Origin of the sequence: Methylomonas albis, assembly GCF_014850955.1 — a bacterium.
In the GTDB taxonomy this organism is placed as follows: domain Bacteria; phylum Pseudomonadota; class Gammaproteobacteria; order Methylococcales; family Methylomonadaceae; genus Methylomonas; species Methylomonas albis.
Window position 1 is genome coordinate 2,398,424 of the sequence record NZ_JACXSS010000001.1, and the last position, 25,158, is coordinate 2,423,581.

General features: G+C 50.1%; 20 protein-coding genes. 5 read left to right on the forward strand and 15 right to left on the reverse strand.

The window, feature by feature from the left end; translation table 11 throughout:
- The first annotated feature begins 88 nt into the window (after window positions 1-88).
- The 3 genes from purE (at window position 89) to ftsH (ending at window position 3,902) form a co-directional block, all read left to right on the forward strand.
- Window positions 89-586 carry a 5-(carboxyamino)imidazole ribonucleotide mutase gene (purE, locus tag EBA_RS11125; protein ID WP_192374780.1) on the forward strand — a complete coding sequence of 166 codons (498 nt, stop codon included), beginning with the start codon at window positions 89-91 and terminating at the stop codon, window positions 584-586.
- Window positions 583-1,677 (forward strand): 5-(carboxyamino)imidazole ribonucleotide synthase, encoded by a 1,095-nt coding sequence (locus EBA_RS11130; protein WP_192374781.1) that lies wholly within the window; start codon window positions 583-585, stop codon window positions 1,675-1,677. The genes purE and EBA_RS11130 overlap by 4 nt, the downstream gene beginning before the upstream one ends.
- A gap of 386 nt (window positions 1,678-2,063) precedes the next feature.
- A complete protein-coding gene (gene ftsH, locus EBA_RS11135; RefSeq protein ID WP_192374782.1) occupies window positions 2,064-3,902 on the forward strand; it encodes an ATP-dependent zinc metalloprotease FtsH in 1,839 nt (612 codons plus the stop codon).
- Window positions 3,903-3,940: 38 nt separating this feature from the next.
- On the opposite strand, the gene EBA_RS11140 is transcribed toward ftsH, so the two are convergent.
- The 15 genes from EBA_RS11140 to EBA_RS11210 all read right to left on the reverse strand — a co-directional run bounded on the left by EBA_RS11140 (window position 3,941) and on the right by EBA_RS11210 (window position 22,236).
- Window positions 3,941-6,988 (reverse strand): efflux RND transporter permease subunit, encoded by a 3,048-nt coding sequence (locus tag EBA_RS11140; RefSeq protein WP_192374783.1) that lies wholly within the window; start codon window positions 6,986-6,988, stop codon window positions 3,941-3,943.
- Entirely contained in the window at window positions 6,985-8,079 is a 1,095-nt protein-coding gene (locus tag EBA_RS11145; RefSeq protein ID WP_192374784.1) for an efflux RND transporter periplasmic adaptor subunit, read from the reverse strand. The genes EBA_RS11140 and EBA_RS11145 overlap by 4 nt, the downstream gene beginning before the upstream one ends.
- 39 nt (window positions 8,080-8,118) lie before the next feature.
- Window positions 8,119-8,847, reverse strand: coding sequence for an esterase family protein (locus EBA_RS11150; protein ID WP_192374785.1), 729 nt, complete (start codon window positions 8,845-8,847; stop codon window positions 8,119-8,121).
- 3 nt (window positions 8,848-8,850) lie between these two features.
- Complete coding sequence (locus tag EBA_RS11155) at window positions 8,851-9,810, reverse strand: acetylxylan esterase (RefSeq protein ID WP_192374786.1); 960 nt, start codon at window positions 9,808-9,810, stop codon at window positions 8,851-8,853.
- Window positions 9,811-9,984: 174 nt separating this feature from the next.
- Window positions 9,985-10,290, reverse strand: a complete 306-nt coding sequence (locus EBA_RS11160; RefSeq protein WP_033193988.1) for an integration host factor subunit beta — start codon at window positions 10,288-10,290, stop codon at window positions 9,985-9,987.
- Window positions 10,291-10,356: 66 nt separating this feature from the next.
- Window positions 10,357-12,018 (reverse strand): 30S ribosomal protein S1, encoded by a 1,662-nt coding sequence (rpsA, locus tag EBA_RS11165; RefSeq protein WP_192374787.1) that lies wholly within the window; start codon window positions 12,016-12,018, stop codon window positions 10,357-10,359.
- Window positions 12,019-12,114: 96 nt separating this feature from the next.
- Window positions 12,115-12,771: a (d)CMP kinase gene (cmk, locus tag EBA_RS11170; protein ID WP_192374788.1), complete on the reverse strand. Its 657-nt coding sequence runs from the start codon at window positions 12,769-12,771 to the stop codon at window positions 12,115-12,117.
- 1 nt (window position 12,772) lies between these two features.
- Window positions 12,773-14,089: a 3-phosphoshikimate 1-carboxyvinyltransferase gene (gene aroA, locus EBA_RS11175; protein ID WP_192374789.1), complete on the reverse strand. Its 1,317-nt coding sequence runs from the start codon at window positions 14,087-14,089 to the stop codon at window positions 12,773-12,775.
- 10 nt (window positions 14,090-14,099) lie between these two features.
- Window positions 14,100-14,975, reverse strand: coding sequence for a prephenate dehydrogenase (locus tag EBA_RS11180; protein ID WP_192374790.1), 876 nt, complete (start codon window positions 14,973-14,975; stop codon window positions 14,100-14,102).
- Window positions 14,968-16,071: a histidinol-phosphate transaminase gene (gene hisC, locus EBA_RS11185; RefSeq protein WP_192374791.1), complete on the reverse strand. Its 1,104-nt coding sequence runs from the start codon at window positions 16,069-16,071 to the stop codon at window positions 14,968-14,970. Before hisC ends, EBA_RS11180 begins: the two co-directional genes overlap by 8 nt.
- A 10-nt stretch (window positions 16,072-16,081) precedes the next feature.
- Entirely contained in the window at window positions 16,082-17,167 is a 1,086-nt protein-coding gene (pheA, locus tag EBA_RS11190; RefSeq protein WP_192374792.1) for a prephenate dehydratase, read from the reverse strand.
- Window positions 17,168-17,175: 8 nt separating this feature from the next.
- The gene (gene serC / locus EBA_RS11195) at window positions 17,176-18,255 is read right to left on the reverse strand and encodes a 3-phosphoserine/phosphohydroxythreonine transaminase (RefSeq protein WP_192374793.1); all 1,080 of its coding nucleotides are present in this window, start codon (window positions 18,253-18,255) and stop codon (window positions 17,176-17,178) included.
- A 2-nt stretch (window positions 18,256-18,257) separates the two neighbouring features.
- Window positions 18,258-20,885 carry a DNA gyrase subunit A gene (gene gyrA / locus EBA_RS11200; protein ID WP_192374794.1) on the reverse strand — a complete coding sequence of 876 codons (2,628 nt, stop codon included), beginning with the start codon at window positions 20,883-20,885 and terminating at the stop codon, window positions 18,258-18,260.
- Window positions 20,886-21,011: 126 nt separating this feature from the next.
- Window positions 21,012-21,731, reverse strand: coding sequence for a dienelactone hydrolase family protein (locus EBA_RS11205; protein ID WP_192374795.1), 720 nt, complete (start codon window positions 21,729-21,731; stop codon window positions 21,012-21,014).
- Between the two features lie 22 nt (window positions 21,732-21,753).
- Window positions 21,754-22,236 (reverse strand): low molecular weight protein-tyrosine-phosphatase, encoded by a 483-nt coding sequence (locus EBA_RS11210; RefSeq protein ID WP_192374796.1) that lies wholly within the window; start codon window positions 22,234-22,236, stop codon window positions 21,754-21,756.
- 123 nt (window positions 22,237-22,359) lie between these two features.
- Here EBA_RS11210 and EBA_RS11215 point away from each other — a divergent pair, with 123 nt between their 5' ends.
- Window positions 22,360-24,111: a methyl-accepting chemotaxis protein gene (locus EBA_RS11215; protein WP_192374797.1), complete on the forward strand. Its 1,752-nt coding sequence runs from the start codon at window positions 22,360-22,362 to the stop codon at window positions 24,109-24,111.
- Window positions 24,112-24,260: 149 nt separating this feature from the next.
- Window positions 24,261-25,091 carry an HDOD domain-containing protein gene (locus tag EBA_RS11220; RefSeq protein WP_192374798.1) on the forward strand — a complete coding sequence of 277 codons (831 nt, stop codon included), beginning with the start codon at window positions 24,261-24,263 and terminating at the stop codon, window positions 25,089-25,091.
- The last annotated feature ends 67 nt before the right edge of the window (window positions 25,092-25,158 follow it).

Below are 25,158 nucleotides of genomic sequence, written 5' to 3' on the forward strand. Positions count from 1 at the left end.
TAGTTCGCAATTTGCCAACAGAGAAAATCTCCCCATTTATGCGATAATCGGGCCTGTTTCGATTGATCGCAAATACCGGAGATTTTGCATGACCGCATTGATAGGCATCATCATGGGTTCCACATCCGATTGGGAAACCATGCAACATGCAGCGCAAACCCTAGAACATCTTGATATTCCGCATGAAGTGGAAGTGGTTTCGGCCCATCGCACCCCCGACAAGTTGTTTAAGTATGCGGAAACCGCGGAAGGCAAAGGTTTGGAAGTCATTATTGCCGGCGCCGGCGGTGCCGCGCATTTGCCGGGCATGACCGCCGCTAAAACCGCACTGCCGGTGTTGGGTGTACCCGTGCAATCAAAAGCCTTGAATGGCATGGACTCCTTGTTATCCATCGTGCAAATGCCGGCCGGCATCCCGGTCGGCACCTTGGCCATAGGCAAGGCCGGCGCAATTAACGCCGCCTTGCTGGCCGCTGCGATCATCAGTAATAAACATCCGCAATATCGCCCGGCTCTCGATGCTTATCGTCAACAGCAGACCGAGAGTGTGATTGCCACCCCCGATCCTAGACAGGTGGCCGGATGAAAATTGGTATTTTGGGTGGCGGCCAACTCGCCAGAATGATCGCCCTCGCCGGTTATCCGCTGGGACTGAAATTTATCGTGCTCGATCCCGATCCGAACGCCGGTGCCGCCGGTTTAAGCGAGCATCTGCTGGGCGCTTACGACGATCCGAACTTGTTGGCGGAATTGGCTGAAAAAGCCGATGTGGTCACGTACGAATTTGAAAACGTGCCGGCGCATGTCGCCGAATTCCTGTCCAGCCACACCAAAGTCTATCCGCCGGCCGGCGCCTTGGCCGTCGCTCAGGATAGATTGCAGGAAAAAAATTTCTTCAAGGAATTAGGCATCCGAACTGCGCCCTTCGCAGCCATCGATAACTTGGCGGATTTGGAACAAGCCATGCCCGAAATCGGCTACCCGGCTATTTTGAAAAGCCGGCGCATGGGTTACGACGGCAAGGGCCAAGTGGTTATAAAATCGGCCGACCAACTGGAGTCAGCCTGGCAAAGCATGCAAGGCGCGGCCTCTATAGTCGAAGGCTTCGTGCCGTTTCAGCGCGAAGTATCGATCATCGCCGCCCGCAGTCCGTCCGGCGAAATTGCTTACTACCCTCTATCGGAAAACCAGCATCGCGGCGGCATCCTCCGCGTTGCCGAATGCTGTGCTAATGATCCCGAACAAACAATCGCCGAGAGTTACGTCAGCCTGCTGCTGGAAAAACTGGATTATGTCGGCGTGATTGCGCTGGAATTGTTCGACCTAAACGGTGAGCTACTGGCCAATGAATTCGCGCCGCGTGTGCATAATTCCGGGCACTGGACCATAGAAGGTGCGGAAACCAGTCAATTCGAAAATCACTTACGGGCGATTCTGGATTTACCCTTAGGCTCGACTAAGCCGCGCGGATATGCGGGGATGGTGAATTTTATCGGTGGCTTAGCCGACGACGCAAAATTGTTAAACATACCAAACGTACATTTGCATCTATACGACAAAACTCCGCGTAAAGGCCGAAAAGTGGCGCACGCCACGGTCAGAGCGGATTCCGAAACCACCTACCGGGATGCGTTACAGCATTTGGCCAATCTGGCTTTGGCTGTTGACGAGTCATGATCTCTTAGTCGATTTACGGCAATCAATGTACCCAAACCAAGCAATTTTCCGTTCGCTTCGGCTCCGCTCAGCGAACGACATAGTTGGCATTGCCGGTACAAACTTTCTCAAAAAATCACCTTGGCTTAAACAGCTGAGAAATTTTGGCTTGAAAAAAGCCAACGCTTCTCAGTAGGCCTGCTTTGCAGGCGCCTAAAAATCCACTAAATTAATCACATCTGCTTATAAGCTCCCCACCAACAATTACGTCAGCTTTTGATTCAAGGCAAGCAGTATAAAGTTGAAATAGTCGGCAACCGAAATGTTGCATAATTAAATAGCACCCTTAACAAGCTTTACTAGACTGTAATACATACGGCTCGCATCCCTACCCAAAGGCCACAACCATGAAAAAAACTTTGTTCTTGTTGTTCATACTGGCCGGCATCGCTATTGCTGGGTTTGTAGTTTTTAATCCCGCCCCTGCTGTCTATAACGCCCACGGCGACATTCCGTATTCCGACTTTATCCAGGATATACGCAGCAAACGGGTCGCTGAAGTGATAATAGACGGCAGAGCTATCGATGGTCTAAGGCATGACGGCACACATTTTACCGCTTACAGTCCTGGAGATGTGACGATGATAGAAGATCTATTGCAAAATGGTGTGAAGGTCGTCGTACAAAGACCGTTAACGCAGTCGACATTTATGCAGGTGTTTTATTCCTGGGCACCAACCTTTTTGCTGATTGGGGTATTGATTTATTTCATGCGCAAACAACTACTTGGTGCTGGTGCTCAAAGCAATTTCGGCAAAAGCCGAGCTAAATTGATGACGGAGAATCAAGTAAAAATCCGCTTTAATGACGTTGCCGGCGTCGAGGAAGCCAAACAGGATGTCGCGGAATTGGTCGATTTCCTGAAAGCGCCGGGCAAATACGAGGCCTTGGGCGGCAAAATCCCCAGAGGCGTGCTGATGGTCGGCCCGCCTGGCACCGGAAAAACGCTATTGGCTCGCGCGATTGCCGGTGAAGCCGGTGTACCGTTCTTCTCGATTTCGGGTTCCGATTTTGTGGAAATGTTTGTCGGCGTCGGCGCATCCAGGGTCCGCGATCTATTCGTGCAAGCTAAAAAACAGGCTCCGTGTATCATTTTTATTGACGAAATCGATGCGGTCGGCCGGCAGCGCAGCCCCGGCAATATGGGCGGTACGGAAGAGCGCGAACAAACTCTAAATCAATTATTGGTCGAAATGGATGGCTTTAGCGGCAACGAGGGCATTATCGTCATCGCCGCCACCAACCGCATCGACGTATTGGATAAAGCCTTGTTGCGTCCGGGACGATTCGACCGGCAAGTACAAGTCAGCCTGCCTGATATTAAAGGCCGCGAACAAATCCTCAGGGTTCATTCCAGCCGAGTACCGCTGGCCGACGACGTCAACCTTAACGATTTGGCGCGCGGCACACCGGGCTTTTCCGGCGCCGAATTGGCCAATCTGATCAACGAAGGCGCCTTGTTTGCCGCCCGCAACAATCAGCGCGAAATCACGATGAACGACTTGGATAAGGCCCGCGACAAAACTATTATGGGTGCTGAGAAACGCACAATGATCATGAGCCGTGAAGACTTGTTGATGACCGCCTATCACGAAGCTGGCCACGCCATCGTCGGTCGCTTGGTTCCCGAACACGATCCGGTCTACAAAGTCAGCATCATGCCACGCGGCGGCGCATTGGGTATTACTATGTTCTTGCCGGAGCGCGATGAATACAGTGCCAGCAAGGACAAATTGGAAAGCCAAATTTCCAGTTTGTTCGGCGGCCGGGCCGCGGAAGCCCTGGTTTACGGCAAAAATAAGGTGACCACTGGGGCCTCAAACGATATACAACGGGCGACGCAATTAGCTCGCAACATGGTTACCAAATGGGGGCTATCGGACAATCTTGGGCCGCTGGACTACGGCGACAATGAAGGCAGCTATCTGGGGCCGCAAGCCAAACCCATGTCTGAGCACATGGCGCGCCTTATCGACCGGGAAATTAGGTTGATTGTGGACAACAATTATCTAAGAGCCGAAAACCTATTAAAGGAAAATATCGACATTCTGCATAGCATGGCACAAGCCTTATTGGACTGGGAAACGCTGGACAAACATCAGATCGATGAATTGATGCAAGGCCGAATGATTGCTCCGCCCGTGCTTGATGCAGAACAAACATTGGACGCTGGCGAACTAGTGTGAAAGCTCATTTCCACCGAGCAGAACCGACGGCTTAGCGACTAAATCTTAACTTGCAGACTGTGGTCGCGGGCCAGTAATAAGTAAAAAGCCGGCACCACAAATAAGGTAAACAATGTGCCCAGACCTAAGCCAGTGGCGATCACCAAGCCAATCGCAAACCGGCTGGCGGCGCCGGGCCCTGTGGCCAACAGCAACGGCAACATCGCCACAATCATCGCCACGGTGGTCATCAAGATAGGCCGTAAACGAATGCTGGCGGCTTGTTCGATAGCTAAATTTCTACTAATCCGCTCGCGAATTTGCAATTGATTGGCAAATTCAACGATCAAAATACCGTTCTTAGCCACCAGGCCAATCAAAGTAATCAAGCCCACCTGCGTGTAAATATTGATAGTCGCGAAACCGAGCATTAAAAACGCCATCGCGCTGGCGATGGATAACGGCACGGAAATCAGGATGATCAAAGGGTCACGCCAGCTTTCGAATTGCGCGGCCAGTACCAAGTAGATAATCAGTAGCGCCATGAAGAAAGTCATGATTAATACATTACCCTGCTGAAGATATTGCCGCGATTCGCCGGTGTAATCGAAGCCGAAGCCGCGCGGAAATACTTCGCCGGCAATCTTTTCCAAACCGGCCATCGCATCGCCCAAACCCACGCCAGGGATCACCATGCCGCTCACTGTCAGACTGTTTAACTGCTGAAACTGGCTGCGCTTGCCGGGTTCCACCGAGTTTTGTATTTTCACCAGCGAGGACAAGGGCACTTGCGCACCGGATGCAGTGCGCAAATAGTAATAATCCAGTTTGCTTATATCCAGGCGCGATGCATCGTCTACCTGCGGAATCACTTTATAGCTGCGGCCCTGCAAACTAAAACGATTGACGTATTGCCCGCCCAGTAAAGTCGCCAGATTGCTGCCTATGTCCTGCATGGTAATACCCAGGTCGGCAGCTCGATCGCGATCGATCACCAATGTCGATTTCGGCCGATTGAAGGAAACGTCCTTCATCAGAAAAGCAAATTGGCCGCTTTGCATGGCTTTGCCCAGCAATTGATCGGCTACTTGGTCCAGTTTGACGTAATCGGCATCGCTAGTGATCACAAACTGCATCGGCAGACCGCCGCCGGAGCCAGGCAGGCTGGGTGGCGGAATCACCGCGCTCTGAAAGCCGGCCACTTTATCCACCTTACTTTGCAGTTCCGGCACGATTTGCGGTAGCGAACGTTGGCGTTGAAAAGTGGACGGCATTTTGAAACCGCTGAACACGGTATTGCTGTCGCCGCCAAAGCCCATAATCAGAAAGCTTTCTTCATGTTCCGGCATGCTTTCAAACTCGCGAATCAGTTCCCGGGCGTAGACTTCGTTGTATTTCAGGGTCGAAGTTTGCGGCGCGGTAGAAATTGCGAATAAGAAACTTTGGTCTTCGGTCGGCGCTAACTCTTTGTTGGACAGCATAAACATGAAGTAGATACTGACCAACACCAATAAGGCGAACACCATAACCGCCGCCGGATATGCCAACACTTTGTGTAACAGCCGCAGATAGTAACGAGCTAAGCCGTCGAAAAAATGCTCGACAGCCAATTCGAAGCGTCCGGGTTGTCCGGCTTCTTTTAAAAATCGCGAACTCATCATCGGCGACAAGGTCAGCGCCACCACCCCGGAAACCAGCACTGCGCCAGCCAAGGAAAAAGCGAATTCGGTAAACAAAGTACCGACCAGACCGCCCATGAAACCAATCGGCGCGTAAACCGCAATAAGCGTGGTAGTCATCGCGATGACCGGTAGAGCCAATTCGCGGGCGCCTTCGATGGCGGCCTGCATTCGCGTGCGGCCGTTTTCGATATGTCTATGAATGTTTTCTACTACAACGATAGCATCATCAACCACCAAACCGATGGCTAGAACCATGGCCAGCATGGTTAATAAGTTTAGGGAAAAGCCCATCGCCAGCATCAAGAATGCGCCGCCCACCAAGGACAAGGGCACAGTCACAGCGGGTATTAAGGCTGCGCGCAACGAGCCCAAGGACAAAAATATCACCACCAAGACGATAGCAACCGCTTCCAGCAAGGTGCTGATTACTTCGTGGATGGAATCATCTATGAATTGGCTGGCGTCATAGGGCAACAAAACATGCATCGCATCGGGCAGGTCGCGCTCGATCTCCTTTAATTGCTGCTTAACGGCTTTGGCGACCGTGAGCGGATTGGCGCCCGGCGCCTGCTCTATGCCCATAAAAATTGCCATTTTGCCTTTGTACCAGTCGACCGAATCGTAATCTTCGCTACCCAGTTCGATATTGGCGATGTCGGCCAATCTCACCAACGTGCCGCCGCGATTGCTGACGACCAATTGTTGAAACTGTTGCTGACTGACCGCGTCGGTAGTGGCGTCCAAATCGAGTTTGACGTAATTGCCCTTGGTGCCACCAACCCCGGACAGATAATTATTGGCACGCAACACTTGATCCAGCTCGCCGGCGGTGACTCCCAAGGCCGCCATTCGCTCCGGGTCCAGCCAAATTCGCATCGCAAAGGTCTTATTGCCCAATATCGCTGCTTTGCCGACACCCGCAACGGCTTGCAGCTTGGGTTGTACCACCCGCAACATGTAATCGCTGAGTTGTGCGGCTTGCAAGGTGTCGCTGTACAGCGCGATATACATCAGGGCCGTGTCGTTGCCGGTTTGCGAGGTAATCACCGGATCCTCGGCTTCTTCCGGCAAGACGTTGCGTTGACTGGCAACTTTGGCCTGGATTTCCGCAACTGCGGCATTCGGATCGTAGTTTAGGCGCATATGCGCCTGAATTACCGAACTGCCCTGGCGGCTGCTGGAGGATAAGTAATCGATGCCATTGGCTTCGGCGATAGCTTGCTGTAAAGGCGTGGTAATAAACCCTTTGATCAGTTCGCTACCGGCGCCGGGGTAAGAGGTGGTGATGGTTACTACGGTGTTTTCGGTTTCCGGATATTGGCGTAGTTCCAATACTGTTAAGGCCCGCAAACCCAGAATCAAAATAAGTAGACTGACTACGCTGGCAAGTACCGGCCGTTGAATAAATAGATCGGTAAACTTCACTGCGCGACCTCACGCTCGCCGGGCGTGGGTAGCTTATCCACGGCTACCGGCATGCCATTGCGCAATTTAACCTGCCCGGCACTGACAACTTTATCCCCGGCATTGAGACCGCTGATAATTTCTACCCTGCCTGCGCGGCTTTGCCCACTTTGCACCTGCCGGTTTTGCACGGTGAAGCCTTTGTCGCTAGCGGTCAGCAAAAACACGGACTCACCATAAGGATTGTAAGTAAGCGCGGTGTCCGGCACGGTTAATACGGCACTCTGTTTGCCGGAAACGATTTGCACTTGGGCAAACATGCCGGGATGCAACTTTCTATCTTGATTTGCTAAGCGGGCCTGCACTTTCAAAGAGCGGCTTTGTTGTTCCACCGCCGGGCTGATCGCCACGATCTCGCCGCTGAATCCTGTATCCGGGTATGCCTGGACATTAATAGTGACTTGTTGGCTTAAACTGAGTTGGCTCAGATAGCGCTCCGGTAAGTTGAAATCAAGAAAGATGGGGTCCAACTTTTGCAACAAAATTAACGCTGAGCCCACTGGTAAATATTGGCCTAAATCGACTTGGCGTATGCCTAGATCCCCGCTAAAGGGCGCTTTTATCTGCTTTTTGGCAATTAAGGTTTGTTTGCTAGCTACCGCAGCACTCGCCTCTTCCAACAAGGCTTTGTTTTGGTCGTAATCGGATTGGGACACGAACTTTTTGTCTATCAATTGAGCGGTGCGTTGATATCGAATTTGCGCCAGGTGCTGTTCGGCCTGTAAACCTTGTAATTCCGCTTGGTCAGTTGCACTATCCAGCTCGATTAACAATTGACCTTGTTTGACCGTTTGTCCTGATTCGAAATGTATCGCCTTAATTTGCCCGGCGACTTCGTTACTGATGTTAATACCCGCTACAGCCCTTAAACTACCGACCGTTGCTAACGAAGCGGGCCATTGCTCTTGTTTAACCTCGGCAATGGCAACCAGCGGAGGCGGCGGTGCTTGCATCTGACTGACGGCTTGATTGATTTGATAGAACTTCGTGCCAAACAGCGCACCTAGAATCAGCACGGTCAATAACAAGACGAGCAAAATACGTTTAATCATGTGCGGATTAGTTGGATTGAGACGGTAGAGGAAAGTCTATCAAATATATAGTGGTGCCATTCTGCGCCAATAGTGGCCTTGATGCGCACGCCCTTCCCATTCGTAAAGGGCATGTTGAACGCCCTTCTCGGCGAGTGTTTGACTCAATTCATGATTATTCTGCAAAAAAGGATCTTCCTTGCCGATAACCAGCGTGATTTCCATTTGCCGCAAACGCGCCAGTTGGGCGTCGCTATTCAGATTAGGTAAAAAATGGCTTGGTGTATGGAAGTAAACATGGTCGTCGTAATAGCCGTCGAACAGGTTCCTGAAACATTCAACTTCCAGGGTCAAGTCGAAACGCCCTGAAAATGCCACCAATTTTTTAAATAAATGGGGATGCCGGAAAGCAATATTGGCAGCATGAAAACCGCCTAAACTGCAGCCGTGAGCAATGACACAGGGATGCGGATTTTTCAAGGCCATGAACGGCATGATCTCGTTCAATATATAGTCTTCGAAAAACATGTGGCGCTGAATACGGTCTTTAGGCCGCCGCCAAAAACAGTAAAAAGTTTCGTGATCGATACTGTCAACGCAATACAGCTGTATCTGACCCGCTTCAATTTTATTACGGAGCCGTTCGACAATGCCGAGGTTTTCGTACTCGTAAAAACGACCGTCGCGAGTTGGAAAAATGAGTACTTTGGCGCCGGCATGGCCGAAAACCAGGAACTCCATGTCGCGACCCAAGCGCGGACTGTGCCAGTGATGATATTCGCGATTCATAACCTAAAGCGACGATTCTCCGAAAAAACATTGTAGCTCCGCAATCAATTGCCGCTCTTGATCATGCTGGCGCGGATAATCAAAATGTCCCGCATCCAATACAAATAAAAGCTTGTCTGCTGCCCAAGCGTTGTATATCGCAAACTGTCCGGGTGGTGCGACAACCGGATCGAATAACGCAACTGCGGCGTGCAAGGGCTGTATCGCATAGCGTGCGGAAACAGCAGCATCGTAATAGGCCAATGTGTCAAACACATTATGGTGGTTTTGACTATAGGCTTTTAAAGCTGCAGCACTGCCACTGGTCGGCAAGCTTAAACGCAAAGGCTGATTGCCGAAGGTGGGGACATTCAAGTGCACTCGCTTGATCCTGGAATCCCAAGGCGCCGCCAAGGCTCCGATTCCAGCACCAAAACTAATACCCATGTAGCCGACCTTATCCGAGATTGAAGGATAACGTTCAACTAGAACGGTTACCGCCAACCATAGATCTTCTACACATCCACCTATCACGTAATTATTGGGATCGTCAATACCCTGGACGACATGCTGATTCGGCTGTTCCGGTAATCGTGCGCAACGACTGCGAGATATACCGCGAAAGCAAGGAAAAAGTAAGGCGGCGCCCGGTATTCTGAGATGAAAATCCGGCTGTTCTCGGCCACCATACCCATGGCCGACAACTATGCTTCGCGTAATGGGTTGCGCATCCGGCTCGAGCAACCAGCCGGCTATATGAAAACCATCAGTAGACCGATAGCCTATGTCATAGACACGGTAGCCAGCTCGCAGGCATTGGTAATTCAGAGAAAATTGTGGAGAGACAGATAAGGCTTTTTGATATTTATCCCGCCAAAACCGATTGAAATCGCTAGATTCTTGCGGCGCCGGAACGTTTAACAGATCATCAAGACTGTAACCGTAGCCAGGATCATAGCTGTAATAATGATCGAATAAGCTCACTGGCAACCGGTCTGATTAAATTCTGCTTAGGTCCTTTTGAGTTGGGAGCCTAATTCGTAATGTGGCAATAATCTTTAAGTGGCGGCCAATGCCACCACTCGAAAATCATATGAAGTTCAACGCCACTCACAGCGTGTGTGGGTTGAGTTGGTATTGTTAATGCGCTATTTATTGTCAATCGACAATTTTGAATTTTTCCCTGGAAGCATCAACCATATCCCTCAATTCTTTTCCCGGTTTAAAATGCGGCACATGCTTTTCTGTTAAGGACACTGAATCGCCGGTTTTGGGGTTACGTCCCAATCGTGCTGAACGATGGTGTAATGAAAAACTGCCAAAACCTCTGATTTCTATCCTATCACCACTTGCCAGCGTATCGCTCAAGTGGTCAACAACGCATCTGACTGCCAATTCAACATCTTTAAGCGCGAGATGAGGCTGCTTTCGTGCCAGCATCTCTATCAATTCTGATTTCGTCACATCCAGCCCTGAATAATCAAAAAAGGGTGACATGAGCTAGTCATGCCACCCTTGGAGATGGTTTTACTACTTGTCCATTTGTTTAAAGATATCGCCTAATGTGGCTGTACCCGCATTTTGTGACGAGTAATCTTTAATGGCATTTGACTCTTCTTCGACGTCTTTCGCTTTGATAGACAAAGAAATAGATTTAGTCTTTTTGTCAACACCGACAAACTTGGCTTCGATTTCTTCGCCTTCTTTCAACAAGGTGCGTGCATCTTCGACACGGTCACGTTGAATTTCAGAAGCGCGCAAATAACCTTCGACGTTATCGGCCAAGGTCACAATTGCGCCTTTAGCATCGATTTCTTTAATAACGCCTTTAACTAAGCTGCCTTTTTCATGAACAGCAATGTAGTTTTGGAAAGGATCTTGTTCGAGTTGTTTGATGCCCAGCGAAATGCGTTCGCGTTCGGAATCAACAGCCAGAATGACGGTTTCGACTTCATCGCCTTTTTTGTAATTGCGAATGGCTTCTTCGTCGTTCTCGTTCCAGGAAATGTCGGACATATGCACCAAACCGTCAATACCGCCGTCCAGGCCGATGAAGATACCGAAATCGGTGATCGATTTGATTTTGCCGGAGATTTTGTCGCCTTTATTGTGAGTAGCGGCAAATTCATCCCATGGATTCGAACGGCATTGTTTCATACCCAATGAAATACGACGACGTTCTTCGTCGATTTCCAGAACCATGACTTCGCACTCATCGCCCAATTGCACAACTTTAGATGGGTTGACGTTTTTGTTGGTCCAGTCCATTTCGGAAACGTGTACCAAACCTTCGACGCCTTCTTCGATTTCCACGAAGCAACCGTAATCAGTGAGGTTGTTAACTTTACCAAACACACGAGTGCCGGCAGGGTAACGACGAGCGATGTTTTGCCATGGATCTTCATCCATTTGTTTCATGCCCAACGATACGCGAGTTTTATCTTTATCGAATTTCAGTACTTTAACTTTAACTTCCTGACCGATTTCTACACACTCGGATGGGTGACGTACGCGACGCCATGCCATATCGGTAATGTGCAGCAGACCGTCGACGCCGCCCAAATCGATAAACGCACCGTAATCGGTGAGGTTTTTAACGATACCGGTAACAATCGCACCGTCTTGCAGAGTTTTAACCAACTCTTCGCGCTCTGCGCTGTATTCGCTTTCAACAACCGCACGACGTGACAACACGACATTGTTACGTTTTTGGTCGATTTTGATGACTTTAAATTCCAGATCGCGATTTTCCAGGAAAGCAGTGTCGCGGATAGGACGAACGTCAACCAGTGAACCCGGCAAGAAGGCGCGCAATGCACCAACTGCAACAGTGAAACCACCACGCACTTTGCCGTTGATACGGCCGACGATGGTTTCTTGGGTTTCAAAGGCTTTTTCCAGTTCAGCCCAAGCTTTGCTTTTCTTGGCTTTATCACGGGAAAGAAGAGTGGCGCCGAGGCCATCTTCAAATAAATCGAGAGCAACCTCAATTTCATCACCTACGTTGACCTCTAGGTCGCCATCGGCATTCAGAAATTGCCATTTAGGAATGACCCCTTCTGATTTGGCTTGTGTGCTGACGATAACAAATTCGTTTTCGATGTCAACAACGGTACCAATTAGCATTGCGCCAGGACGCATTTCGGTCTTGGCATAACTCTCTTCAAACAACTCTGCAAAGCTTTCGCCCATCTCTACTTTCCCAAACTTGCTAAGACTCAAACAAGTTTTTTCTTCTCTGAAATTAAAATAAAGTCACCGATAAAAATTCGGTAACCACCAATAGCCTTAATCGACTAAATTTACTACCTGATCAATCACTTGCTGAATAGTCAAACTGGATGAATCGATATAATGCGCACCTTCCGGCACGGTAAGCGGAGCCGTGGCTCGTTGCTGATCGCGAAAATCGCGCTCTTCTATTTCCCGAGTGATTTGAGGAAGGTTAGCATCAATCCCCTTTTCAATCAACTGTTTATATCGCCTAAGCGCCCTTTCCTCTGCGCTGGCGGTTAAATACACCTTGATTTTGGCATCTTGAAACACCACGCTACCCATATCGCGACCGTCCGCGACCAGACCCGGAAGTCTTTGAAAATCCTTTTGTTTTTGAAATAACACCGCTCTCACCTCTGGATATGCCGCAATGATAGACGCGGTATTGCCGGTGGTTTCGGTACCCAGTTGGCTGGTAATGTCGGCACCATCTAGCTTAACAATTAATTCGTCGCCGCAATCGAATTCTAACGACATAGCTTCAGCGACTCGACAAATAGCCAAAATATCGGACAAATCCAAATCAGCTTTTAAAGCTGCGACTGCTAATGAGCGGTAAATCGAACCGCTGTCTAAATAATTCCAACCCAAAAGCTTCGCAACGGCACGGCTAACCGTGCCTTTACCGGCGCCGCTGGGGCCGTCTATGGTCAATACAGGCGTTTGCATCTTAAAAGCTAGTTAGAGCTAAACCTAGATGGGTGGCCAAATCCCGGAATTCGGGGAATGAAGTATTCACGTTCGCACAATCCCTGATTGTGATCGGCCCGTCTGCACGCAAGCCCGCAATCGAAAAAGACATCGCAATACGGTGGTCTCCATGAGATTCAACTTCCCCAGCTCCGATATGACCACCGCCATTAATCACCATACCGTCTTTGGTTGGCTGCGCATCGACACCCAGAATTTGCAAACCGTCGGCCATCACTTGAATCCGGTCTGATTCCTTAACCCGCAATTCTTCCGCACCAGTCAATACAGTTTGGCCATCCGCACAAGCAGCAGCGACAAACAACACCGGAAACTCGTCGATAGCCAGCGGCACCAGATGCTCGGGAATATTGATGCCTTTCAAATTCGCGGAACGCACGCGCAGATCGGCAACTGGCTCGCCACCCACCTCTCTTTCATTCAGCACTTCGATATTGGCACCCATCAAGCACAAAATATCGATTACACCGGTGCGAGTCGGATTGATTCCGACATGACGTAAAGTCACATCGGAATCAGGTGCGATACTGGCACCGACCAGAAAGAACGCCGCCGAGGAAATGTCGCTAGGTACGTCGATTTGCGTTGCGGTGAGTTTGCCTTGGTTGTTGATACGCGCGGTACTGTCTTGGCGTGTAACGGGATAACCGAACCCGTTCAGCATTCGCTCGGTGTGGTCACGAGTCGGTGCCGGCTCAGTCACACTGGTTTCGCCTTCCGCGTACATGCCAGCCAGCAACAAACAGGATTTGACCTGGGCGCTAGCGATAGGCATATCGTAATGAATACCCTGCAATTTTCCAGCTTTGCCTTTGATATGCAGCGGAGCAGTACCGTTTTCCTGCGTAATAATCTCAGCGCCCATCAGCGCCAATGGCGCCGTCACCCGTTTCATCGGCCGTGACTCCAACGACTTGTCACCGGTCAACACGCAATCAAACGGTTGGCCGGCCAACAAACCCGACAGCAAACGCATCGAAGTACCGGAGTTGCCCAGATACAAAGGTTTCTCGGGCGCTTTCAGGCCATGCTTGCCCACGCCGTGTATCGTCACTTCACCATTGACAGGCCCTTCAATTTCCACGCCCATGGCCCGGAAGGCTTCCAGGGTCGAGATGGCATCCTCCGCATTCAAAAAACCGGTGACGTGCGTAACACCTTCCGCCAGTGAACCCAGCATAATCGAACGGTGCGACATGGACTTATCGCCCGGCACACGGATTTCGCCGCGCAAACTACCGCCCGGCTGCACTTGAAAAGTAATAGTTTGTGACATGTTAATCTTCTTAGTCTTCTTGTTGATCGAGAAAACGCTGCCGGGCATTTCTGGCATACGTAAAGGTTTCGAACAATTGCACGGATTGATCTTCAACCAGCAATTGTTCTATTTTGCTTAATTCCGCTTGAAATTGGCGAATCAAAGGCACGATTTCCTGCTTGTTCGCCAGGCAGATGTCTTGCCACATCGTTGGGTCGCTGGAGGCGATACGGCTGAAATCCCTGAAACCGCCGGCGGCATATTTAAATATCTCGCGCTGCTCGTCCTTGCGCCCCAACAAACCGACCAAGGCGAAAGCCAGAATATGTGGCAAATGGCTGGTGGCGGCCAGCACGGTATCGTGATGTTCTACCGACATCACCGAAACGCTGGAGCCGATTTTTTCCCAAAACGCATGGATTTTGGCCAACGCCTGCTGATCGGTGTTGTCTAGCGGCGTCAGGATCAGGCGGCGATTGACAAACAAATCGACGGTTGACGCGTCGACCCCGCTACGTTCCGCGCCGGCAATAGGATGAGCCGGTACAAAATTCGTCGGTACGCTGCCGAAAACCGCTTCGAGCGCAGATACCACGCTGCCTTTGGTGCTACCGGCATCGCTATAAATAGCATTCGGATTCCAATGCGGTTTAATTTGTTCGAAAATAGCCTGCATGCTACCAACCGGCGTGGCGACGATTACGCAATCGGTATTTTTCAGTGCGGCACCAATGTCGGTATAAAGCTCATCGATAACACCCAGCTGTTTGGCCAATTGCATATTCGGCAGATTTTTCTCCCGGCCATAGGCGACGACTTCGCGACATAAACCTTGCGCGCGCGCAGCCCTGGCAATCGAACCGCCGATCAAACCAATGCCGATGACGCACAGGCGGTTAAACACCGCTCAACACCTCGCGCAATGCTTTTATGAATATGGCGTTTTCGCGCTCGGTGCCTATGCTGACCCGCAAATGCTTGGGCATTTCGTAATTGGCCACCGGCCGCACGATCACACCCTTGCGCAGCAACGCATCATAAATCGGCAAAGCCGGCTGCTTGACATCAACCGAAACGAAGTTGCCGGATGATGGTATCCACGGCAAATCCAATGCCTTGAACGCTTCGGTTAATTGCGCCATGCCGGCGCTATTCAGCGTCACTGTCTGTTCTAAATAGTCGGTATCATCCAGTGCGGCTTCCGCTGCAGCCAAAGCCAACATGCTGCAATTGAAAGGCTGGCGTACCCGGTTTAACAAATCGGCGACATCCGGAGAGGAAATTCCGTAACCGATGCGCATACCCGCCAAACCATAAGCTTTGGAAAAAGTACGGGCAATGATTAAATTGGGGTAGCGATTCGGCCAATCCAGTGACTCGGTTCTAACCACGGGATCGACGAACTCATAATAAGCCTCGTCCAATACGCACAGCGCATGAGCTGGCAAATCGGCAATAAAACTTTCCAATTCCTTTTTATCCAGCAAGGTACCGGTCGGATTATTGGGATTGGCGATAAACACTAGGCGTGTTTGCGGACCAATTTGTTCGCGCATCGCAGTCAAATCATGACCGTATTGTTTAGCCGGCACGACTTTGGCTTTGGCGCCAACGGCCTGCGTCAGAATCGGATACAACGCAAACGCATGCTGAGAAAATACCACTTCCAATTTCGGGGTGACGAAAGTCCGCATCACCAATTCCAGAATCTCGCTGGAGCCATTACCCAAGGTAATTTGTTCAGGCAACACACTTAACTTAGCGGATAGCGCTGCTTTCAAGGCAAAACCACTACCATCAGGATAACGGGTTAGCTCGGGCAATGTGGCTTGAATGGCCGCCGCGACTTTGGCACCAGTACCAAGAGGGTTTTCGTTGGAAGCCAGCTTAATAACTTCTGCTATACCTAGCTCACGCTGTAATTCGTCGACCGGCTTACCGGGCACATAAGGTACCAGCTGCTGAACACCGGCAATAGCAAGTTCTAAAAATTTGTTCATCGACCTAAGATTAAATAACGGCTTTTGGATAAGAGCCGAGGATTTTCAACATTTTGACATTATTTTGCAGGGTTTCCAGCGCTTTAGCGACATCGACATCGTCGCGATGACCATCAATATCAATAAAAAACACGTATTCCCACAAGCCCTGCCGCGACGGCCGGGATTCGATATGAGCCATGCTGATACCGTATTCGGCAAACGGTCCCAAAATCTTGTGTAGCGCGCCGGCTTGATTGCCGGTTGATACTAAAATAGAGGTCTTATCAAGTCCGGTGGATGCCGGCTGCTGCTTGCCGATGACGATAAAGCGTGTGGTATTGTTGGATTCATCCTCGATATGCTGTTCAATGATATTCAACTCATATAACTCGGCGGCCATTAAACCTGCAATCGCCGCTTTATTGTGATCCAAAGACGCCAATCTGGCCGCTTCGGCATTACTGCTCACCGCCGTGCAAGGCACGCCAGGCAAATAGCTATTTAGCCATTGCCGACATTGCGCTAAGGATTGTTGATGCGAATAGACTTCGTTAATCGCCGCTAAAGCATCCATTTTGCCGAGCAGGTTTTGATGCACGCGAATTTCAACTTCGCCGCAGATTTGCAGTGAAGTAGTCATGAACCGATCCAGGGTATGCGCAATCACGCCTTCGGTGGAATTTTCCACCGGCACCACACCGAATTGGCAATGACCGGTTTCCACCGCTAGAAAAATCTCCGGGATGGTCGCAGCCGGAATGCCCTTCACGGCATGGCCGAAATGTTTGAAGGTCGCTTGCTGAGTAAAGGTGCCGACCGGCCCCAAAAAGGCGACCTCCAGGGGCTTTTCCAAAGCCAAACACGCCGACATTAGCTCTCGAAACAGATGCACCATCGCATCGTCGCCCAGCGGGCCCGGATTCAACTCCTTGATCCGACGCAATACCTGAGCTTCGCGATCTGCCCGGTAAAAACTGCCGGTCTCGCCTTCGGCCATTTTGGTTCTGGCAACTTCGATAGCACACTCGGCGCGTTGATTAAACAGTTGCAGTAACTGCCTATCGATAGAATCGATACGGTCGCGCAATTCAGACAAAGGGATAATCGCCGTCATACCGATAGCTAGTGAGTGCGTTCGAACTCAGCCATGAAATCGATCAAGGCATCGACGCCGGCTTCCGGCATGGCATTGTAAATACTGGCGCGCATGCCACCGACCGACCGGTGACCAGGTAATGAACCTAGACCGCTTTTTTCGGCCAATCCTAAAAACTCCTTATCAAGCGCCGCATCAGCCAATACAAACGGCACATTCATTCGGGAACGGTATTCTTTCACCACCGGGTTGCTATATAGCGTGGACTGATCGATAGCCTGATACAACTTGCCGGCCTTGTGTACATTATGTTGTTCAATCGCCGCGATACCGCCTTGCTGTTTCAACCATTGCAGCACTAAGCCCAGCAAATACCAATTATAGGTGGCCGGTGTGTTCAACATGGAATCGGCTTTTGCTTGCTGTTGATAATCGAACACCGCAGGCACGGTTCTCGGTGCCAAACCGACCAAATCATCGCGAACGATGACTACGGTCACGCCGGAAGGCCCCATGTTTTTTTGCGTACCGGCATAAATAATGCCGTAGCGACTGACATCGACCGAACGCGACAAAATATTCGAGGACATATCGCACACCAGCGGCAGGTCGCCAACATCAGGAACGTCGGAAAACTCCACACCATGGATGGTTTCGTTGGAGGTGTAATGCAAATACGCTGCATCAGCATCGATAGCCCAACTATCAAATGCCGGTATCGTGGTAAACGCGCTGTCTTCAGAGCTAGCCGCAATGTTGACTTCGCAATATTTGCCGGCCTCCTTGATCGAACTGGTAGACCAAGCCCCGGTATTCACATAACTGGCTTTGGTTTTGCCGTTCAGAATATTTTGCGGAATCATCGCAAATTGCGCGCTAGCGCCGCCTTGCAGAAACAACACTTTGTAATTGGACGGGATAGCCAGCAATTCGATCAGATCGTTTCTCATGGCTTCGGCAATGGCCATAAAATGCTTGCCTCGATGACTCATTTCCATCACCGACATGCCGCTGTCTTGCCAATCCAGCATCTCTTGTTGAGCTTGCCGCAAAACCGGTTCCGGCAACATTGACGGACCGGCGCTAAAGTTATAAATCCTTGCCATATTTATTCCTCTTCTCCGCCAGATTCGGCGCTATCTGCTGGGACATCGGTTTCATCAATATCACCTTCGACGTCAATATCGCCTTCGACGTCATCTTCTTCATCGCCGAGACCATCAATTCGATCCACACCAACGACTCTTTCGCCCTTATCCAGACGAATCACGGTAACGCCTTGGGTATTTCTACCGACCACGGAAATTTCCTTGACTCGAGTCCGAACCAATATGCCGCCGTCAGTGATCAACATAATCTCATCGGTATCATTGACCAACACCGCACCTACTACTGCTCCATTACGCTCGGAGGTTTGAATCGCAATCAAACCCTGACCGCCACGTCTATGCTGGGTAAATTCTTCTAGTTTGGTACGCTTGCCGTAGCCGTTTTCGGTAATGTTCAGTACCGTGCCTTCGGTTGAGATAATCAGCGAAATGACTTTTTGGCCATCCTGTAAGCGAATGCCGCGCACCCCCGTAGCCGTTCTGCCCATCGACCGCACATCTGTTTCGTTGAAGCAGACGGCTTTGCCGTCGCTGCTAAACAGCAATACGTTTTGCTGGCCGTCGGTAATCGCCACGCCCACCAAAGTATCGTTTTCGTTTAAATCAATGGCGATTTTGCCGTTGCTACGTTGCCGCTCGAATTCAGGCAACGGGGTTTTCTTCACAGTGCCCGATGAGGTTGCCATAAAGATGTATTTATCGGCGCTATACTCGCGCACCGGCAACATCGCGTTGATTTTTTCGCCCTCTTCCAGTGGCAGCAAATTCACGAATGGCTTACCACGCGACGCCCGGCTAGCGACCGGTAAATTGAACACCCTTAACCAATAAACTTTACCGGCAGACGAGAAGCACAGAATGGTGTCATGGGTATTGGCGATAATTAATTTCTCGACAAAATCATTTTCCTTGGTCGCCGTCGCCGACTTGCCGCGACCACCGCGGCGCTGGGCTTTATAATCGCTCAAAGGTTGCGTTTTTACATAGCCTTCATGCGACATGGTGACTACCATATCTTCTTCGGTAATCAAGTCTTCCGCTGACAGATTGGAATAATCCTGGACAATTTCGGTGCGCCGCGGATCGGCGTATTGGTTTCTAATTTCCTCCAGCTCTTCGCGAATCACTTCCATCAAGCGCACATCGTTGCCGAGGATATGCAGGTATTCGTCAATCAACTCCAGCAATTGTTTGTATTCGTTGACGATTTTTTCTTGTTCCAAACCGGTCAAACGGTGCAGACGCAAATCCAAAATTGCTTGAGCCTGCGCCTCCGACAAGCGGTATGCGCCGTCCGCCAAGCCAAATTCAACGGATAAATCATCCGGCCGCGAACGGTCGGCGTCGGCTCTATCCAGCAACGCGGCAACCAAACCGGCTTTCCAGGTTTGAGCCAACAAACCCACTTTAGCTTCTTGCGGGTTCGGTGAGGATTTGATCAGCTCGATCATCTCGTCGATGTTAGCCAGCGCGACTGCCAGACCTTCCAGGGTATGCGCTCTTTCCCGCGCCTTGCGCAGGTTATAAATCGTTCTGCGGGTGACGATCTCGCGACGGTGATCGACAAACGCCGCCAGAATCTCTTTCAGACCCATTAAATGCGGCCGACCGTCGTACAGAGCGACCATATTGATACCAAATACGGTTTGCATCTGGGTTTGCTTGAACAGATTATTCAGCACCACTTCAGGTACTTCGCCACGCCGCAACTCGATGACCATGCGCATACCGTCTTTGTCGGACTCGTCTCGCAATCCGGAAATGCCTTCCAACTTACCTTCTTTAACCAACTCGGCAATTTTTTCCAAAAGGCGGGCTTTGTTGACTTGGTAAGGTAGCTCGGTGGTAATAATGGCTTGGCGACCGCTATCGCCAATATCCTCGAAATGACTGCGACCACGCAGATAGATACGCCCACGGCCGGTGGCGTAGGCTTCGAAAATGCCGGAAGCGCCATTGATAATACCGGCGGTCGGAAAATCCGGACCAGGTACAATTTCCATCAACTCGGGAATAGTCAGATCGGGGTTTTCGATCAAGGCTAAACAAGCGCTAATTATCTCGCCCAGATTATGCGGGGGAATGTTGGTGGCCATACCGACCGCGATACCAGACGAACCATTGACCAACAACGTGGGTACTCTGGTTGGCATCACGGTCGGCTCGGACTCGGACTCGTCGTAGTTGGCGACGAAATCGACAGTTTCCTTGTCCAGATCGGCCAGCAATTCGTGGGCGATTTTCGACATCCGTACTTCGGTGTACCGCATCGCCGCCGGCGAATCGCCGTCCACCGAACCAAAGTTACCTTGGCCGTCGATCAGCATGTAACGTAAAGAAAATGGCTGCGCCATCCGCACCATGGTGTCGTAGACCGCTGTATCACCGTGTGGGTGATATTTACCGATCACGTCACCGACGATACGCGCCGATTTTTTATAGGGTTTGTTCCAATCGTTTCCTAGTTCGTTCATCGCGTACAGTACGCGACGGTGCACCGGCTTGAGGCCGTCTCTGACATCGGGAAGTGCCCTGCCAACGATGACGCTCATAGCATAATCGAGGTAGGATTGTTTCATCTCGTCTTCGAGATTGACGGGGATAATTTCTTTAGCGAAGTCTGACATGGGTCCGTGGTTCCAGTGCAGTCGAAAGCTTATCGATCGACGGGTTGGCCTGCAGCATCAATTCCATTTAAGCATTGCTGACAGGTTTATAAAGCCGCCGATTATAGCAAACGCCACCATCTGCCGTCAGGCAAAAATCTCACTCAAAAAGTTTTGCATGGCTTGCCAAGAGCGGCGATCGGCAACTGCTTGATAAACTGTGCCGAAATCCGGATTGTTGGCGACAGGGTTGGTAAACGCATGCTTGGTATGACCGTAACTATGCAACTGCCAATCCGCACCCGCTTTAGTGAGCTCTTTTTGTATGGCACTTACTTGTTCAACAGATGCCATCGGATCATCGTAACCGTGCAACATCAACACCTTGGCCTTAATCCTAGGGTTAGCAAGATTTTCAGGCGCGCCGAGCAGTCCGTGAAACGATACTACCCCACGAATATCCACGCCAGTCCGCGCCAAATCCAGCGCGCATAAGCCACCAAAACAAAATCCAATCGCTGCAACTCTACCGTTATCAGCCCACGGCATCAGCTTGACCGTCAATAGCGCCGCATGCAAGCGCTGCTGAAGCTTTGCTCGGTCTGCTATAAAAGGCTGCATCAATGTGGCATTTTCTTCCGGACTTTTTCCTAGCACGCCTTTGCCATACATATCAGTAGCAAACGCTAGATACCCTAATTCCGCTAGTTTTAAAGCCTTGTCAGCCACAAACCGGTCTCGCCCACCCCACGCATGATGGATCAACACGACCGGCCTCTGCCCGATAATCGCATCGTCATAAGCAAAAAAACCTTCCAACACCGTATCGCGATCCAGGTAACTGACTGTGTTCGAGATTATCGCCATGAGCTTTTTCCTATTTTGTTGATCACAACTCACCGGTATGCTGCAAGGTTTGTAAAAAACCTTCTGACGCTGCTTCTACCATATCCAGTACCCGCTCGAAACCATAGCTGCCACCATAGTAGGGATCTGGCACTTCGCGTTGATTTACGTGTGGTGCGTAATCGAGAAAATGGCGAATCTTATGACTCAAATCTACCGGGCAGGCCTCTTTTAATATGGCGTGATTTTCATCATCCATTACCAAGATATGATCGAAGACTTCAAAGTCTGCGGATACCACCTTGCGCGCCCGCAGATGCTTTAATTCAACCCCCCTGTCACGAGCAGCTTTTTGCGCGCGTAGATCGGGAGCATCACCGGTGTGGTAGGCGTGGGTACCCGCTGAGTCGATTTCGAAGCGCTCAGACAGGTTTTTTGTTGTGACCAAATGAGCAAATACACCTTCTGCAGTAGGCGAACGACAGATATTGCCCATACAAACAAACAGAACCTTGATTTTCCGCATAGCTATAAAGTTTTTAAGATAGATGACGCTAAATTGTAAGCTATACTCAGTTCGCCTGTCTTCAGAGAGGTACTGAAAAGTCAGGTAAATTGAGAAAAATTAGAACGTATTAAGGAGTTTCGAATGTTGATGATGAACTGGCACTCTGTGGGGGTAAAAGTGGTTTCCATAACCATGTCTGTGCTCACATTGGTTGGCATAGCGATTTTGGTTGTGTATTCGAGCGTCGAGAAACAGAAGCTGATCGACCGAGAAATCCAGACATCGCGTCAGTTGCTAATTTTATCCGAATCGATTCGCGACAACGTGGTCAAAAAATGGGAATCCGGCATCTACACGCCGGAACAACTGATGCAACTAGTCGAACGACAAGGCTCTTCAAAAGCAAGAGAATTGGTGGTGGCAACGGTTCCTACCGCCAACGCTTGGGACGTTATCGAAACCGAAGCAAAAGAGCACGGATTTCGCTTCAAAGCGCCTTCTCTCAACCCCAGAAACCCCCGGAACGCCGCTGACGACATTGAGCGCCAAGCGCTGGAGTTTTTCAGAAGCAATCCTTCCGCGCAAGATTACAGCTATGTAGACGAAGCAAAGGAAGAGGTCCGCTATTTGCGCCCGGTAAAATTAGTCAAGCAATGTGAGTTGTGCCATGGCGATCCTAAAACATCGCAAAGCCTCTGGAACAATGAAAAAGGCCAGGATTTATTAGGTTATCCGATGGAAAATCGTCATGCAGGCGATTTACATGGCGCGTTCGAAATTGTCACCCCGTTCAGCGTAGCCCTTGCCCAACTAAAAACCAGTACATTTTATGCCATCGGCTTTTTAGGCATAACGCTAATCATGATTGGCTTTACCGGCTATTTCACAATGAGCAAGATAATCATAGGTCCGTTGACGGCATTGGCTTTAAAGCTGCAAGACATAGGCAGTGGTGAGGGCGACCTTAGAGCCCGCCTTGATGCGAGCGGTAAATCGGAATTTGCCTGGATCGCCTCCAGTTTTAATACTTTCGTTCGCAAAATAGCTAAAACCATAGACCAGATCAGCTCTACCAGCGAAAAGCTAGCCAGCTCGTCAAATAAGCTAGCTAATATCACCCAGTCAACACAAGCCGGCGTCGAGCGACAATTACACGAAACGACATTAGTGGCTAATGCGATGAAACAAATGACTGCCACTGTGCAGGAAGTCGCCAAAAATGCCGTTAGAGCATCGGAAGCAGCGGAAATCGCCGACCGCGAAGCGTCTTCAGGAAAAAACATTGTGAAAGACGCCGTACACGGCATCAACAGCTTGGCCTCGGAAGTGGAAAACGCGGCCAACGTCATACACGAACTGGAAAACGATAGTAATAGCATCGGCGAAGTACTGGGTGTCATCCAAGGGATAGCCGAGCAAACCAATTTGCTGGCATTAAATGCCGCGATCGAAGCTGCTCGGGCAGGTGAACAAGGCCGTGGTTTTGCGGTAGTTGCCGACGAAGTCAGAACCTTGGCTAGCCGCACCCAAAACTCCACATTGGAAATTCAAAAAACCATCGAACGTCTACAGGATCGCGCCAAACAGGCCGTAGCAGTAATGGAAAACGGCAGAAGCCGTGCCAATTCCAGCGTGGAACAAGCGGCATCAGCTGGCGGTTCAATAACCACCATCAGTGAGCGCATCGATACCATTAACGATATGAATAACCAGATAGCCAGTGCTGCCGAGGAACAAACCGCGGTTGCCGAGGAAATCAATCGTAATATCAGCAATATCAGCCGCGTTTCTGAAGAGACTTCGATCGGCGCAAAAAATACCGCTGATGCCTGTCACGAGCTACTTGATCTGGCTAATCAGTTGCGGGCCATGGTTGGAAACTTTAAGACCTAAAGCTGCCGCCCGCATCTGTATGGTTCGGCGCGTTCTGCATTCAGGCGGCGCCGAACCATGCTCAGACGTTTGAGTTATGAAGTTTGTTTGTCGACTCTGACTACAACTGGCCCTGAATAATTGTAATTTCTTAGGTTAAGGATCACTACATGCCGACAAAAATGAGCCAACTGTTCGACCAAATCCACAAGATACCGCAAATACCCGAAGTAGTAAGATCCATCATAAATCAGCTGAACAATCCCAACGCTGATATGCTAGACATAGCCAAAGACGTTGAAAAAGAACAAGTTATTGTTTTAAAAATCCTCCGCTTGGTTAACTCAGCACATTTTGGTTTATCCCGTAAAATTGGCTCCATAGACGAAGCCATCGCTATGCTAGGCATGAATCAGCTTAAAACATTGGTGATCGCATCCGGCATTGTCAGTGCTGTACCGCAATTGGATAATTTTGATGTCAAACAAAGCTGGCGCAATAGTTTTCGCACTGCCGGTTATGCAAAATGGTTCGCTACCCAAGCCGGCCTAGCGGCCGACATTGCGTACACTGCCGGCATAATCAGTAATCTAGGCAATGTGCTGATTCACATTGCCAGCCCCAGAGAAGCCAACGAAATCGATCAGCATGTGAAAAACGGCAACTCCAGACTGGAAATTGAAAAGAGGCGCTTGGGCTACAGTGGTCAGGCGATCTGCGCGGAGCTTTGCCGTCGCTGGAAATTTGCTGACGAATTGGTTGAAACCATCGAGCAATCTGCGGAACCGTTGTTGCTGGAGACACCCAACAAGTTAGCTTGTGCAGTTTTCCTCGCCCACTCAATTAGCGACTATCAAGATCAGGGTTTGGATGAAGACCAAATTATAACATCGCTACCCCAGCAAGTAACGGAGCTGCTTGGGCTATCAGAGCAAGTGCTCAAAGAAAAATTGCCGGGTGTTTTAGCAAGAAAATCCGAACTCGACGGCCTTCTCGATTAAACATCATCGTTTTCAGTAATCGATCAGGCACTTGCATTTGTGCTTAATCGATTGCTTTTAATGCCGA

Coding starts and splice junctions, on each gene's coding strand:
- EBA_RS11215 (WP_192374797.1), top strand. CDS start 22,360: ATGTTGATGATGAACTGGCACTCTGTGGGGGTAAAAGTGGTTTCCATA.
- aroA (WP_192374789.1), bottom strand. CDS start 14,089: ATGTCACAAACTATTACTTTTCAAGTGCAGCCGGGCGGTAGTTTGCGC.
- ftsH (WP_192374782.1), top strand. CDS start 2,064: ATGAAAAAAACTTTGTTCTTGTTGTTCATACTGGCCGGCATCGCTATT.
- EBA_RS11210 (WP_192374796.1), bottom strand. CDS start 22,236: ATGCGGAAAATCAAGGTTCTGTTTGTTTGTATGGGCAATATCTGTCGT.
- serC (WP_192374793.1), bottom strand. CDS start 18,255: ATGGCAAGGATTTATAACTTTAGCGCCGGTCCGTCAATGTTGCCGGAA.
- hisC (WP_192374791.1), bottom strand. CDS start 16,071: ATGAACAAATTTTTAGAACTTGCTATTGCCGGTGTTCAGCAGCTGGTA.
- EBA_RS11220 (WP_192374798.1), top strand. CDS start 24,261: ATGCCGACAAAAATGAGCCAACTGTTCGACCAAATCCACAAGATACCG.
- rpsA (WP_192374787.1), bottom strand. CDS start 12,018: ATGGGCGAAAGCTTTGCAGAGTTGTTTGAAGAGAGTTATGCCAAGACC.
- EBA_RS11145 (WP_192374784.1), bottom strand. CDS start 8,079: ATGATTAAACGTATTTTGCTCGTCTTGTTATTGACCGTGCTGATTCTA.
- EBA_RS11150 (WP_192374785.1), bottom strand. CDS start 8,847: ATGAATCGCGAATATCATCACTGGCACAGTCCGCGCTTGGGTCGCGAC.
- EBA_RS11130 (WP_192374781.1), top strand. CDS start 583: ATGAAAATTGGTATTTTGGGTGGCGGCCAACTCGCCAGAATGATCGCC.
- EBA_RS11205 (WP_192374795.1), bottom strand. CDS start 21,731: ATGGCGATAATCTCGAACACAGTCAGTTACCTGGATCGCGATACGGTG.
- cmk (WP_192374788.1), bottom strand. CDS start 12,771: ATGCAAACGCCTGTATTGACCATAGACGGCCCCAGCGGCGCCGGTAAA.
- pheA (WP_192374792.1), bottom strand. CDS start 17,167: ATGACGGCGATTATCCCTTTGTCTGAATTGCGCGACCGTATCGATTCT.
- purE (WP_192374780.1), top strand. CDS start 89: ATGACCGCATTGATAGGCATCATCATGGGTTCCACATCCGATTGGGAA.
- gyrA (WP_192374794.1), bottom strand. CDS start 20,885: ATGTCAGACTTCGCTAAAGAAATTATCCCCGTCAATCTCGAAGACGAG.